At 58.9% G+C, this 13,649-nt stretch carries 14 protein-coding genes, 3 tRNA genes and 1 pseudogene; 9 read left to right on the top strand and 9 right to left on the bottom strand.

The window, feature by feature from the left end:
• Positions 1-49: 49 nt before the first annotated feature.
• Positions 50-1,114 (bottom strand): 3-deoxy-7-phosphoheptulonate synthase, encoded by a 1,065-nt coding sequence (locus tag V3W27_RS04860; protein ID WP_150368390.1) that lies wholly within the window; start codon positions 1,112-1,114, stop codon positions 50-52.
• 615 nt (positions 1,115-1,729) lie between these two features.
• Here V3W27_RS04860 and V3W27_RS04855 point away from each other — a divergent pair.
• The 9 genes and pseudogenes from V3W27_RS04855 (at position 1,730) to V3W27_RS04815 (ending at position 7,427) form a co-directional block, all read left to right on the top strand.
• Positions 1,730-2,491, top strand: coding sequence for a carbon-nitrogen hydrolase family protein (locus V3W27_RS04855; protein ID WP_330206049.1), 762 nt, complete (start codon positions 1,730-1,732; stop codon positions 2,489-2,491).
• On the top strand, positions 2,488-2,931 hold the full coding sequence (locus tag V3W27_RS04850; RefSeq protein WP_330206048.1) for a GNAT family N-acetyltransferase: 444 nt from the start codon (positions 2,488-2,490) through the stop codon (positions 2,929-2,931). Before V3W27_RS04855 ends, V3W27_RS04850 begins: the two co-directional genes overlap by 4 nt.
• 127 nt (positions 2,932-3,058) lie before the next feature.
• Positions 3,059-3,699: pseudogene (gacA, locus tag V3W27_RS04845) on the top strand (response regulator transcription factor GacA).
• A gap of 2 nt (positions 3,700-3,701) precedes the next feature.
• Entirely contained in the window at positions 3,702-5,525 is a 1,824-nt protein-coding gene (gene uvrC, locus V3W27_RS04840) for an excinuclease ABC subunit UvrC (RefSeq protein ID WP_027612674.1), read from the top strand.
• A gap of 32 nt (positions 5,526-5,557) precedes the next feature.
• On the top strand, positions 5,558-6,118 hold the full coding sequence (gene pgsA / locus V3W27_RS04835; protein ID WP_003225417.1) for a CDP-diacylglycerol--glycerol-3-phosphate 3-phosphatidyltransferase: 561 nt from the start codon (positions 5,558-5,560) through the stop codon (positions 6,116-6,118).
• Between the two features lie 60 nt (positions 6,119-6,178).
• A tRNA-Gly gene (locus tag V3W27_RS04830) sits at positions 6,179-6,254 on the top strand.
• A 46-nt stretch (positions 6,255-6,300) separates the two neighbouring features.
• Positions 6,301-6,374: transfer RNA gene (locus V3W27_RS04825), tRNA-Cys, on the top strand.
• A gap of 194 nt (positions 6,375-6,568) precedes the next feature.
• Positions 6,569-6,655: transfer RNA gene (locus V3W27_RS04820), tRNA-Leu, on the top strand.
• Between the two features lie 331 nt (positions 6,656-6,986).
• Positions 6,987-7,427 (top strand): hypothetical protein, encoded by a 441-nt coding sequence (locus V3W27_RS04815; RefSeq protein ID WP_183780075.1) that lies wholly within the window; start codon positions 6,987-6,989, stop codon positions 7,425-7,427.
• A gap of 153 nt (positions 7,428-7,580) precedes the next feature.
• Here the strand turns inward: V3W27_RS04815 and V3W27_RS04810 are convergent, their stop codons facing one another.
• From V3W27_RS04810 to modC, 8 genes are all read right to left on the bottom strand, one after another.
• Complete coding sequence (locus V3W27_RS04810; RefSeq protein ID WP_178085212.1) at positions 7,581-7,742, bottom strand: hypothetical protein; 162 nt, start codon at positions 7,740-7,742, stop codon at positions 7,581-7,583.
• A gap of 201 nt (positions 7,743-7,943) precedes the next feature.
• Positions 7,944-8,450 (bottom strand): peptide-methionine (S)-S-oxide reductase MsrA, encoded by a 507-nt coding sequence (gene msrA / locus V3W27_RS04805; protein WP_139053880.1) that lies wholly within the window; start codon positions 8,448-8,450, stop codon positions 7,944-7,946.
• A gap of 207 nt (positions 8,451-8,657) precedes the next feature.
• The gene (locus V3W27_RS04800; protein WP_027612677.1) at positions 8,658-8,942 is read right to left on the bottom strand and encodes a hypothetical protein; all 285 of its coding nucleotides are present in this window, start codon (positions 8,940-8,942) and stop codon (positions 8,658-8,660) included.
• A gap of 107 nt (positions 8,943-9,049) precedes the next feature.
• On the bottom strand, positions 9,050-9,280 hold the full coding sequence (locus V3W27_RS04795; protein WP_007964939.1) for a hypothetical protein: 231 nt from the start codon (positions 9,278-9,280) through the stop codon (positions 9,050-9,052).
• A gap of 122 nt (positions 9,281-9,402) precedes the next feature.
• Complete coding sequence (locus tag V3W27_RS04790) at positions 9,403-9,633, bottom strand: hypothetical protein (RefSeq protein ID WP_007964938.1); 231 nt, start codon at positions 9,631-9,633, stop codon at positions 9,403-9,405.
• A 70-nt stretch (positions 9,634-9,703) separates the two neighbouring features.
• Positions 9,704-11,326 carry an ABC-F family ATP-binding cassette domain-containing protein gene (locus V3W27_RS04785; protein ID WP_330206047.1) on the bottom strand — a complete coding sequence of 541 codons (1,623 nt, stop codon included), beginning with the start codon at positions 11,324-11,326 and terminating at the stop codon, positions 9,704-9,706.
• 145 nt (positions 11,327-11,471) lie between these two features.
• On the bottom strand, positions 11,472-12,500 hold the full coding sequence (locus V3W27_RS04780; RefSeq protein WP_330206046.1) for a DNA topoisomerase IB: 1,029 nt from the start codon (positions 12,498-12,500) through the stop codon (positions 11,472-11,474).
• Positions 12,501-12,569: 69 nt separating this feature from the next.
• Positions 12,570-13,649, bottom strand: a complete 1,080-nt coding sequence (gene modC, locus V3W27_RS04775; RefSeq protein ID WP_330206045.1) for a molybdenum ABC transporter ATP-binding protein — start codon at positions 13,647-13,649, stop codon at positions 12,570-12,572.

Genomic DNA, 13,649 nt, shown 5'->3' with positions numbered 1-13,649 from the left:
ATTCAGCCTTTGCGGGATTTTGATAAGCCCGCAAAGGCTGCTCGGATCATCAGTCTCGAAGACGTTCGGCAGCGCTCGACAGCAACTGTTCCGTCGCACTGAACCCAAGGCAACCATCGGTAACCGACACGCCATAACGCAGTGTGGGGCTTAAGGGCTGGCAGCCTTCGAACAGGTGGGATTCAATCATCATGCCGATCAAGGAACGATCGCCCAGCAGGCGTTGTTCGAGAACCGCGTTGAACACGTCGGGCTGGCGCAATGGGTCCTTGCCGCTGTTGGCGTGGCTACAGTCGACCATGATCCGGCTCGGAATTTTCAGTCGGCTCAGGTCGGCATGTACCCGGGCGACGCTTTCGCGATCGTAGTTAGGACCGTGATGACCGCCGCGCAGCACTATATGAGTGTCGGGGTTGCCCGGGGTCTGGATGATCGCCGGGTGTCCTTGGCTGTCGACGCCGAAGTGTCGGTGCGGATGTGCTGCTGAGCGCATGGCGTCGACGGCTACACCTACGCCACCGTCGGTGCCGTTCTTGAAACCAACGGGCATGTTCAGGCCGCTGGCCATTTCCCGGTGAATCTGCGATTCGGTGGTGCGTGCACCGATAGCAACCCAACTGAGCAGGTCGTCGAAGTAGCCGGCCGCCATTGGTTGCAGCAACTCGGTAGCGATGGGCAGGCCCAGGCGGATCATCTCAAGCATCAATTCACGAGAAAGGGTCAGGCCGCCAGCCATGTCGTCGCTGCCATCCAGGTGCGGGTCGTAAGCCAGACCTTTCCAGCCGACGGTGGTGCGGGGTTTTTCGATGTAGGCGCGCATCACCAGCAGCATCTCGTCGCTGACTTCATGGGCCAGGCGGGAAAGTTTTTCGGCGTATTCGAGTGCGGATCGCGGGTCATGAATCGAGCAAGGGCCGACGACGACCAGCAGGCGATGGTCTTCGCCATTGAGGATCGCGCGGACCGCCTGGCGGTGGGCTGCGACTTGCTGGGCGAGGGCATTGCTCAGGGGCAATTGCTGTTTGAGCTGCAACGCGCTGGGCAGACGCAGGGTCAGTGCTTCGTTGGCAGAATCAAGGGTGGTCAGTGGCAGAGCAGAAACAGACGAGTTCATATTCGGGATTCCTGGGCTGGCGGCGGGTGTTTCCCGCTCACTCGGCCCTACTGGGGTGTTCGACAATTGGCCGGATTGGCTGCGTGTGTGTGCTTGCCACCTGTGGGTGACCGATCGGAGGCGGCAGGCTGTCCCGAGCGGAGGTTGCTAAATCGCCAGGCGGTAAAAGTGTCGTAACGGTAATAAGTGGCGTAGTTCATGTCGTGATTCCTCAAAGTTCTGGTGTGTTGCTGAAAAATTTGGGGCCTGAAAAAACAAAACCCCCGGTCGGGAGGCCGACCGGGGGTTGAGAATTCTCTGGTAGGCGACCCGTTTTTATGGGCGCCGGTGGGTATCAGGCGCGCCAGTGGCTAAACCAATACCCAAAATAAAAGCTGACAGGAGCGCAAACGTCATTCGCCCGGGCAGCCGCAACCGAGCGCAGGGCGCTGGCGGAACGAAGCTGTGAGAGGGCGTTGAACATGGTTTGTCTCCGATGAATGCGCCGAGCTTACTAGAGGCCCGTACGGCTGAGCAATCAGAAATTGCTATCGCCATTGCGGAGATTACCTATCGCTTGAGTGCTGCAGGCGTTGTGACACACTGGTTGCTTTGCACAAACACCAAGGATGATTCATGTCGATGTTCACGGTCGCTGCAGCCCAGTCGCTCTCCATTGCCGGTGATCTGGCGGCGAACCTCGCCCGTCATTTGCGCTTCATGGCCGTGGCGGCGGAGCAGGGCGTCGAGCTGCTGGTGTTCCCGGAGCTGTCGCTGACAGGCTACGAAGGCCAGATGGCCGCAGACCTGGCAATCGATCCGCAGGATGCTGTGCTGCAACCCTTGCGCGATTGCGCTCGCGAGCTGGGCCTCACCGCTGTCGTCGGTATGCCGACTCGCGATAGGGACAGTTCGAAGATATTGATCGGCGCGCTGACATTAGGAGGGGATGGTTCTCTTGAGGTTTACAGTAAACAACATCTGCACAGTGGCGAAGAGCTTTTCTATGCCCCAGGTGTTGGTGGTTCGTCCTTGAGCATAGGCGGCGATACCATAGCGCTGGCGGTCTGCGCTGATTTTTCCCATGCCAGTCACGCGGCAGCGGCCGCCGATCTTGGTGCCGACCTGTACGCAGCAGGCGTGCTGATCGGGGAAAAAGGCTACGGCGTGGATAGCGCGCTGCTGCAGGGCTATGCCCAAAACCACTCAATGGCGGTGCTGATGGCCAATCACGCCGGGCTCACGGGTGGATGGCAATCGGCGGGTCGCAGCGCGTTCTGGTCTGAAAGCGGGGCGCTGGTGGTCGCGGCGCGAGGGCCGGGTGAAGTGTTGGTAATTGCCCGGCGTGATGCCGGCGCATGGCAGGGGCGGGTAGTACCCGTGGCAGTAGACCTGTGACCTGGGCATTGCGTCGTGCCGAATCGGCAGATCGGGCGTTTGCCCGAGAGCTGACGTGCCAGAATATGCTGCGCTATTACATTGACCACGATCTGCTGTGGCAGGACGAAGCGTTCGACGTTGCCTGGGATGGGCGGGACAACTGGCTGGTCCTTCTTGGTGAAGTTCCTTTGGGATTTTTCAGTCTCAGTCATGATCGCCGGGCCTTGTACATCCGCGAGCTGCAAATAGCCGAGGTCTCTCGCAGGCAAGGTGCAGGATCCTGGGCGATTGATCAGGTTGTCGCTTTGGCTCGCGGCGAAAAACTGCCAGCACTGCGTTTGACAGTATTCAAAAATAATCCGGCGCAAAGTCTGTATAAGAGAAAAGGCTTCAAGGTGTGCGGTGAGGACGAGTGTTTCCTGAGGATGGAGCTCGATTTCGGTACACTTGTGCTCTGAAACCCACGGCCGGCAAGCCTTCGATGATGAATTGAAACTTTTTAAATGATGCTTGCCGCTAGGTCTGTCTGGCACTTTTTGCTAAGGTGTCCGGCATCCCAATAAGACCATATCGCGAGGTGTCTGCTTGATTAGGGTGCTAGTGGTCGACGACCATGATCTCGTTCGTACAGGCATTACACGTATGCTGGCCGATATCGATGGCTTGCAGGTGGTTGGACAGGCCGAGTCCGGGGAAGAATCCCTGATCAAGGCCCGTGAGTTGAAACCCGATGTGGTCCTGATGGACGTAAAGATGCCCGGTATTGGTGGCCTCGAGGCCACGCGCAAGCTGTTGCGCAGCCACCCGGACATCAAGGTCGTCGCGGTGACCGTGTGCGAGGAAGATCCATTTCCTACGCGCCTGTTACAGGCTGGTGCCGCCGGCTACCTGACCAAGGGCGCTGGTTTGCCGGAAATGGTTCAGGCGATCCGTCTGGTGTTTGCCGGGCAGCGATACATCAGCCCGCAGATTGCCCAGCAACTGGCGATCAAATCGTTCCAGCCAACCAACGATTCACCCTTCGATGCCTTGTCCGAGCGGGAAATCCAGATCGCGTTGATGATTGTCGGCTGCCAGAAGGTGCAGATCATTTCCACAAACTCTGCTTGTCGCCGAAAACGGTGAACACATATCGCTACCGGATTTTCGAAAAGCTGTCGATCAGCAGTGACGTCGAGCTGACGTTGCTGGCTGTGCGCCACGGCATGGTGGATGCCAGCGCCTGATCATGACTGAAGTATTCGATTCCGGCGCCTTCCTGGCGACTGTCAGTGGGCGCCCCGGCGTCTATCGCATGTTCGACAGCGATGCGCGCCTGCTGTATGTCGGCAAGGCCAAGAACCTCAAGAAGCGCCTTGCCAGCTATTTTCGCAAGACCGGGCTGGCGCCAAAAACCGCTGCGCTGGTCGGGCGTATCGCGCAGGTCGAAACGACCATTACCGCCAACGAAACCGAGGCGTTGCTGCTTGAGCAGACGCTGATCAAAGAGTGGCGGCCGCCGTACAACATTCTGCTGCGCGACGATAAGTCCTATCCCTATGTCTTTCTGTCTGACGGCCAATTCCCACGTCTGAGCATCCACCGTGGCGCGAAGAAGGCCAAGGGCAAGTATTTCGGCCCGTACCCGAGCGCCGGGGCAATTCGCGAAAGCCTCAGCCTCTTGCAAAAGACCTTTTTCGTCCGTCAGTGCGAAGACAGCTATTACAAAAATCGCACGCGCCCGTGTCTTCAATATCAGATCAAGCGTTGCAAGGCGCCTTGTGTCGGTCTGGTCGAACCTGAGGTCTACGCCGAGGATGTACGCCATTCGGTGATGTTTCTCGAGGGGCGCAGTCATGCCCTGACCAATGAGCTGTCCACGGCAATGGAAGAGGCGGCAATCAATCTCGAATTCGAGCGCGCCGCCGAGTTGCGTGACCAGATTGCCTTGCTGCGCCGGGTTCAGGATCAGCAGAGCATGGAAGGCGGCACGGGCGATATCGATGTCATCGCCGCTTTCGTCAATCCAGGCGGCGCTTGCGTTCACTTGATCAGTGTGCGCGGCGGTCGGGTGTTGGGCAGCAAGAACTTCTTTCCGCAGGTGGGTATCGAGGAGGAGGTCGCTGAAGTCATGGCGGCGTTCCTCGGTCAGTACTACATCAGCAGTCCGGAGCGCGACCTGCCAGGCGAACTGATCGTCAACGTGGTTCCCGAAGACGCCACGGCTCTGATCGACGCCATCCACGAGCTGCGCGGTCGGGAGCTGAGCATCAGCCACCGGGTACGCGGCACGCGGGCTCGATGGCAGCAGTTGGCGGTCACCAATGCCGAGCAAGCGCTGGGCGCACGCCTGGCCAATCGTCAACACACGGCTGCGCGTTTCGATGCGCTGGCTGAAGTGCTGAACCTGGATGAGCCGCCGCAGCGTCTTGAGTGCTATGACATCAGTCACTCCAGCGGTGAGGCCACCGTCGCTTCCTGTGTCGTGTTCGGCCCGGAAGGCGCGATTAAATCCGACTATCGTCGTTACAACATTGAAGGCGTCACGGCGGGTGATGACTATGCAGCCATGCACCAGGCGTTGACCCGGCGCTTCAGCAAACTGAAGGACGGGGAGGGCAAGCTGCCGGACATTCTGTTGGTGGACGGCGGCAAAGGTCAGTTGTCGATGGCCCGCGACGTACTCAACGAGCTGGCGGTGCCGGATCTCATTCTTCTGGGTGTGGCCAAGGGTGCAACACGCAAGGCAGGCTTCGAAACTTTGTATCTCAATGATGCCGCGCATGAGTTCACGCTGCGTGGCGATTCCCCGGCGTTGCACCTGATCCAGCAGATTCGTGACGAGGCGCATCGCTTCGCAATCACCGGCCACCGTGCGCGGCGCGGCAAGACCCGCCGCACCTCGACGCTGGAAGGCGTTGCAGGTGTCGGACCGACCCGACGTCGGGACTTGTTGAAACATTTTGGTGGATTGCAGGAGCTGTCTCGTGCAAGCATCGAAGAGATCGCCAAAGCACCGGGGATCAGTAAAAAGCTCGCAGAGTCGATTTATGCAAACCTGCATAGCGAGTAGAATGCCAACTCACCTCGTAGCCAGTTGTGCCGATGAATATCCCTAATCTGATTACCGTTCTCCGCGTCCTGCTCATCCCGATCTTCATTTTGCTGTTTTACCTGCCTTACCAGTGGAGCTATATGGCCTCCGCTTCGGTATTCGCCTTTGCGGCGGCAACTGATTGGCTGGATGGCTATCTGGCCCGCCGCCTTGAACAAAGCACGCCGTTCGGCGCGTTTCTCGATCCGGTTGCCGACAAGCTGATGGTGGCAGTCGCTTTGGTACTGCTGGTTCAGGAACACGGCAATTTGTGGCTGACACTTCCCGCAGCCGTCATCATCGGCCGCGAGATTGTCGTATCGGCCTTGCGTGAATGGATGGCCGAACTCGGTGCCCGCGCTCATGTAGCAGTGTCCAATCTCGGCAAGTGGAAAACCGCGGCGCAGATGCTGGCGCTGGTGATCCTGCTGGCCAATCCCCGCGATTTCAGCTTCTGGGTGCTGCTGGGTTACGCCTTGCTGATGATCTCGGCGGGCCTGACGTTGTGGTCGATGGTTCAATACCTGCGGGCCGCCTGGCCGCATCTGAAAACCGACGTTGAAAAGAAATAAAACTTTTTTGAATCAAAGGGTTGACGGGGCATCTGAAATCTATAGAATGCGCCACACCAAGCGGGAATAGCTCAGTTGGTAGAGCACGACCTTGCCAAGGTCGGGGTCGCGAGTTCGAGTCTCGTTTCCCGCTCCAAGTTTGTACGCGGTTGTTGTTGTGCTACTAAACAGCGATCGTTTGAGGCCGAGTAGCAAAATGGTTATGCAGCGGATTGCAAATCCGCCTACGCCGGTTCGATTCCGACCTCGGCCTCCACTATAAACAAGCTCCGTAGATCCATGATTTACGGAGCTTTTTTATTTTCAGTGCGCTGCAAGATTTAGTCTTGAAATCAGCTACTGTGAACTTGCTTCACCGGGACGTGATGTATATATTTCCCGCTCTGCTTCAAAGGCTCAACAAAGACAGATTCTCTGGTCGACTGATTTGAGCACTACAACAGCGCTACCGCCCGAATGGCGAAACTGGTAGACGCATGGGACTTAAAATCCCCCGCTCGTAAGGGCGTGCCGGTTCGATTCCGGCTTCGGGCACCATCTTAAATCAAGGGTTTGCGGGCGAAAGCTGAGGCGAACCCTTGTTTGTTTCCGGATTGCCATTTTTAACTGGCTCCTCATCAATTCCTTGCGTTTCTGCGCGCAGAGACCGTTGGTCACTTCTCGATGCAACCAATCCTGCAAGCGTCTACGTTTGTGGCTTGGTCGAAGATATCAAAAGTCATTGAGTGAACATTTTAGCTTGACCCGGTGGCGTTGATATCAGGATGGATCTTGATCAAGGCGCGGTACATCGCTCAGGCGATGGGCATTCAGACGGCCTGTCTGTTACGCCAGACCCGCCATTTTTGACGTGTTAAGGAGAACACCGATGGCAATCAATCAAGTGCACGCAGCAACCGATAAAACCGCTCTCGTCGAAGCCGAGGTGTACCGTTGGTACAATCTCTTCTTTCCGTGGTCGCGCGGTATGTCTTCCCGGTCGGAGGGCGCCATCAAGCCTCTGTACGATGCGTTGGCGAATGACTTCCGTGTGGTACTCACCGATGGAGAGATCATGTGTCGGGCGGACTATTGGGAGCGACTTTGGGGCTTGTATGGCAAGCGTGCTGGAAGCCCTGAATCACACATCACCAACCTCTCGATCACAGCGCTTCCCGGGGACTGTTTCCTGGCCGTCTTCGACCTTGTCAAAGACGGCATTACCAAGAAGAAAGTCGATTCGGCGCTGATGCGCGTCGACCAGGCCTCGCCATCCGGAATTTCATGGGTTTATGTCCATGAAAGCGAGCACGAGAGGAGCCTGGCGTAAGTCACTTGAGCTCCACTCTCGCGGCTAAAAAGCCCGGATGTTTTTAACCTTGACGAAAAATCAGGCCCAGCCCCGCGCTGGGCTTTTTGTACCTGCTGTTCGGCCAGAAAACAAAAAGCCCAGGCATACCCCGGGCCAGTCGAGGGAACACATTCAGCGCGAATCAGCCTCTTTTGCAGCCTGGGCGTTTGATCGTTCCTTGCGCCTGCGCAGCCAGCTGAAGAATGCATGTACCGGGTGTAAAAACGCAGCCAGTACGCACAGTAGCATGATGGTGAAAATGGCAATCAGCGGGAGGCTTTCGTGCGAGAACATGGTGGGGTACTCCTGTAGGCACTATGTTGGAACCTGCAGGCTAGACGCATTGAGCCATGCTTGCGATGAACGTATGTTCATCCTCGGGCGCTTGAACTGTGCTACGGAGGGCTCACCAAAATGATCAATTCCAGAGGTGCGCGAGCGCCGGCCTTCAGTAAAGGCCAGCGCTGTGCGTGGAGTGATTACGCAGGTGTGTTATTAGCTGCGCTTGGGCAACTTCCAGTTCGGACGGATGAAGTGGCAGGTGTAGCCATTCGGTATCCGCTCCAGGTAGTCCTGGTGCTCAGGTTCCGCTTCCCAGAACGGCCCCGCCGGTTCGATTTCGGTGACTACTCGGCCCGGCCAGAGACCGGAAGCGTCAACGTCGGCGGCGGTATCCTCGGCGATGTCGCGTTGCTCTTCGCTGAGATAATAAATCGCCGAACGATAGCTGGGGCCGAGATCGTTGCCTTGACGGTTGGGTGTACTCGGATCGTGGATCTGGAAGAAGAACTCGAGGATCTGCCGGTAGCTGATCACCGCCGGGTCGAAGATGATTTCGATGGCTTCAGCGTGGTTGCCGTGGTTGCGGTAGGTGGCGTTCGGTACATCGCCGCCGCTGTAGCCGACTCGCGTCTGCAACACGCCGGGATAACGCCGCAGCAGGTCCTGCATGCCCCAGAAGCAGCCCCCGGCGAGAATCGCGGTTTCGGTTTGTCCGGTCATGATTTTTTGCCTCTAGGTGACGGTGGATATGGTTCTGGTTATGAGGGCGCGTTGGCTATTTGCAAGCCTGATTCAGGGCTACGGGCTGCTCGAACCGGAGTTTTCAACAAAAAGCCCTGACGATAAGGCCAGGGCATTGATGGGTTCGAGCGGTGAATTCGTGGCAATTCACGTCGAGTGATGGACTAAAAACACGACATCAATCGGTTATACGAACGCTTGCCCGAAAAAGCCCCTTGGCAGGCGCTGCGGCCCAGCCAGCGCGGTCAGGCGTTCGATCCACTCCGAACGCCAGTTCGACGCACCATGATCAGCTTTGGTGTGGCGCGCTGCGCGGCGTGCGGCATTGCGCTGGGTCTTGCGTGCTTCTTTGTAGGCGTCGGTATTGCGGCAGCTGCGGCATTTGACGCGATTGAGTTCCAGGCTTGAGGCAAGGTTGTCACCCTTGTGACCACAAGCCAGATGTCCGTCTGTTTTGAAATGGATAACCATGAACCGTCTCCTGGGTGACGTGTACAGGTTTTGACCGCCCACACCTCGGGGCGTTCGGTACATCGGCCAGACGGTACGCCGGTTAGCTGTCGTTTATCGCGGTGCAGTCATCTGAAACGTGGCAGTGGCCGTTCGACCGGTTGTAGCGACGACAGGGTGCTGCGGATCAGCGGTGTGTCTTTTTCGATGTCGTTCAGTCGATCGCGGATGCGCAGGGCAGTCGGATGGCCGCCTTGATGATCGACCCAGTCGGCGATTTCCTTGCAGGCCGCGGCAAGTCGCGCCTGACGAGAGTCGAGCAAGGTGAGGAGGGTGGTGATGGACTCTTTTTCGGACATGGAACACCTCCGTTCAGACAAACCGTTGAGAGGCAGCAAAAAGCCCGCGGGCTGCGAGCTCTCTGCCGTTGGGGCGCTGGTCCGTCAGCTGCTTTGAGTATAGACCCCGCCTGTCAATTGCATCAGCCGGCCGATTGTCGCGCCGGCAGCGGCGAGCTGGCCGCATTGAGCCGTCGGCATTCGCGTCGGGCATCTTCCTCAAGATCGTAGCCGTCGCCGATGAAGCCGCCGGTGCGGGTGTCGTTGATCCGAAACCAACTGCTGGCCTCAGCGGGTTCATGTTGGCTTTCCCCGGCGCGGCGGCCGTGAATGATGATCTTGTTGCAGCGCTTCACGACAAATATGTCTTCCATGGCGTCACCACAGCAAATAGGTGTCAGATCAACTATAGAAGCCTTGGCCAATCGTGCAAAAAATAGCCAGTCAGTTCGTCGGTTGCAGCCGCCACTCTGTGGCATGCCAATCCAGGTGGTGCGTCGGTTTCAACGCCTGTAGAAACTCAGTGTCGTGGGAAACCGCAACAATTGCGCCGGGAAACGTCTGCAATGCGTGCTCGAAAGCCTGAACCGATGCCAGATCCAGATGATTGCTCGGCTCATCGAGCAGCAACAATTGCGCAGGTGTCTTGCCCCACAAGGCCACCGCCAGCGCGGCTTTCAAACGTTCTCCACCGCTCAGTGAAGCGCTCGCTCGAGTGACCCGCTGCGCGTCCAGTTGCAGATGCGCCAGATGGCTGCGCAATTCGCTCTCACTCAACGGACTCTGCAGCGCGAGCAGTTGCTCGATGACGCTGAGACGGTCATCCAGCAGCTTCAGATGCTGGTCCAGATAAGCCGCAGGAACATGGGTGATGCATTCGCCGCTGGCGGGATGCAGTTGACCTGCGAGCACTCTGAGCAACGTCGATTTGCCGCAGCCATTCGGACCATTGACGGCGACGCGCACAGGACCGCTCAGCGTGAGATTGAACGGTTGCGTCGGCAGCCATGGCAGGCACGTATCAATCAACGAGCAGACTCTGCGCGCAGCAGGCACTGCGCTGCCGGGCAGGTTCATCAGCACCGCATCATCCGCGAGCACTTTGGCATAGGCATCGCGCACCCGTGCATCAAGCTCCGATTTGCGCTGCTGATGACCATGACGCACCTGGCCCATGACCTGCCTCGCCGCACCTTTGAGGCCGGCGCGTTCGAAGCCCGCGACGTTGGCGGTTTTGGCATTGCGCAGTGAGCGGGCGGCATGCCGCTGGATGGTGTCGTGCTCGTTTTGCAAGCGCTGCTGCTCGCGCCGGCGCTCGGTTCGGCTTTGATCCAGCGTGACTTGCGCCGCCTGATGGACCTGTCGTTGCTGCTGGTAAGCGGAAAAATTGCCGCCGTACACCGTGACACCCAGCGGCGTCAGCTCGACGATACGCTGCATGCGTTCAAGCAATTGCCGGTCGTGGCTGATGACGATCAATCCGCCGCGCCAGCGTTCCAGTTCGCTCATCAACCAGTCGCGGCCGGGGCCGTCGAGATGGTTGGTCGGTTCATCCAGCACCAACAGATGCGCCGGATTCAGAAGCGCCCTGATCAACGCCAGCCGCGCTTGCTGGCCGCCGCTCAGCGGTTGGGTCAGATCCGTGGGAGCAATGTCCGGCAGACCGGCGTTATCCAGCGATTGGCGCAGACGTTCGGGCAGATCCCAGCGCTCGCTGACGATATCGAAATCTTCCGCCGCCGCCTCGCCACACTGCAGCCGTTGCAATGCGCGAAGGGCGGCGGCGGTGCCGGTGGCGTCGGCCACGGTCTGCGCCGCATCGGCGGTGAATGTTTGCGCCACATAAGCCAATGGAATCGAGCAGGTGACGCTGCCGGCAGTTGGTTGCAAGTGCCCGGCGATCAGCTTGGCCAGCACACTTTTACCGACGCCGTTGCGCCCGACGATGGCGGTGTGGGTGTGATCGAATTGCAGATTCAGGTCGTTGAAAATCGTCTCGCCATTAGCGAACTGAAAACTGGTTTGATTCAGGGAGACGAGGGCAGGCGTACGCGAGACGTGAGTCATCGGCACCTCCGAAAAATGTCGTGAACACTGACAGGCGCTATTCAGCGCTTATCGCGATTACATTTTCAGAAGGCTTGATTGTTCACTGTCTGCGGTCGTCCTGAAGGGGGAAAGGTGGCTAGCCTAGATCACCCATCCGCCGCGATCAAGACGCGTCCATCATTTGCTCGAGAAACATCGCCAGCGCCACTTCCTCGGAGCGCAAGCCCTTGCGCACCCTCGGGCGTGGCAGTTCGGCCAGCGCACCGAGCAGGAAACGCTCGACCACCGCCGGATGGATGTAGCACTTGCGGCACACCGCCGGGGTGTTGCCCAGCTGTTTGGACACGTTCTTGACCATCTCCACTACGTGCCGTTTCGCCTCGGCTTCCGACTCCCATTGCAGTTCGCGTAATACCGCCAAAGCCAGTGCGCTGCCGGCCCAGGTGCGGTAATCCTTGGCGGTGAAGTCAGCGCCGGTGAGGGTCTGCAGGTAGCTGTTGACGTCGTGGGAGCTGACGGTGTGCCGCTCGCCGTTTTCGTCCAGATACTGAAACAGATTCTGTCCGGGGATTTCCAGGCAGCGCTTGATGATGCGCGCCAAGCGACGATCCTTGACGGTGATCTGGTGTTCGATGCCACTTTTGCCGCGAAACTGGAACAGAATCGCGCTGCCGTTGACCTCGACATGTCGGCTGCGCAGGGTGGTCAGGCCATAGGAGCGGTTGTCCCGCGCGTATTGGGTATTGCCGACACGAATCAATGTGGCGTCGAGCAGCGTGATGACCGTGGCCATGACTTTGTCGCGGCTGAAGCCGGGGGCGTCCAGCAAGCTTTCGAGCTGTTTGCGTAACTTCGGCAGCGCCAGGCCGAACTCACGCAAGCGCGAGTACTTGTCGGCATCACGCACCTCGCGCCAGCGTGGGTGATAGCGATACTGCTTGCGGCCCCGGGCATCGCGTCCGGTGGCCTGCAAATGGCCACGCGGATCGGCGCAGATCCACACGTCGGTGTAGGCCGGCGGCACTGCCAGCGAATTGATCCGTTTGATCTCATCAGGGTCGGTGATGCGCTGCCCGGCCGGATCGAAATAGGCGAACTTGCCGCGCAGCTTTTTACGGGTGAGGCCGGGTTGAGTATCGTCGACGTAATGCAGGTCGGGCGGTAAGACGTCGGCTAGTGCGGTGTCGGGCATGGCGGTGTCCTTGGCGAATCGCTCTGTTACAGCGATTGACCGCGCGCCGTGGCCGTCGTGCCAACCAATTCAGGCCAGCACGGCGACGGCCTTGATCTGCGCCCATAAATGCTGGCCCGGGTGGATGCCGAGCTGATCCCGGGAAAATCGCGTGATCCGCGCCAACAGCGGTGTGCCGCCGGCATCCAGACGAATCAGCACATGCGCGGCATTGTCCGCCGCCAGCTCGCTGACCACGGTCACCGGCAAGCGATTGAGGATGCTGCTGGCCTCGCTGTTGTGCAGGGCCAGACTGATGTCGCGGGCGTGCACCTTGCAGCGCAGAGCCTGACCGACCGCCATCGGCGCGTGAGTCACCCGGATGTTCATGGCAGTCGCCGGCAATTGCAGACTCAGCAACTGGTACTCGGCATCGTAGGCGCTGACCTGGCCTTCGATGATTACACCAGCGTCATCGCCCAACGCCATTGGCAGGTCAAGGCGCGCGAGGGTCTCGCCAATCGGGCCGCTGGCCAGGGCCTTGCCGTCGCTGAGCAGCACCAGATGATCGGCCAGGCGGGCCACCTCGTCCTGCGCGTGGCTGACGTAAAGCACCGGGATGTCCAGCTCGTCGTGCAGACGTTGCAGGTACGGCAGGATTTCGTTTTTACGCTGACTGTCGAGGGCGGCCAATGGCTCATCCATCAGCAATAGTTTCGGGCTGGTCAACAGCGCGCGGGCGATGCCGACACGTTGGCGTTCGCCGCCGGACAGATGCTGCGGATGACGCTCCAGCAAATGACCGATGCCTAGCAGCTCGGTGGCTTGCGCCATGTCGACCCGGCGCTGGGCCTTGGCAATGCGCTTGAGACCGAACTGCAGGTTGGCCAGCACCGACAGATGCGGGAACAGGCTGGCTTCCTGGAACACGTAACCCAGCGCACGTTTGTGCGGCGGGACAAAAATCCGCCGTTCGCTGTCCTGCCAGACTTCGTCGTTGATCTGGATGAAACCCTGCTCGGCTCGCTCAAGCCCGGCGATACAGCGCAGGCAAGTGGTTTTGCCCGATCCGGAATGGCCATACAGCGCAGTCACGCCACGCCCCGGCAAATGCAGATCGACATCCAGACTGAAACCCGGATAAGTGATTTTCAGACGTGCATCAATCAT

Source organism: Pseudomonas sp. AM14(2022) (genome assembly GCF_036346455.1).
Classification (GTDB): Bacteria; Pseudomonadota; Gammaproteobacteria; order Pseudomonadales; family Pseudomonadaceae; genus Aquipseudomonas; species Aquipseudomonas putida_A.
This window is presented reverse-complemented; position numbering and strand designations above follow the sequence as displayed.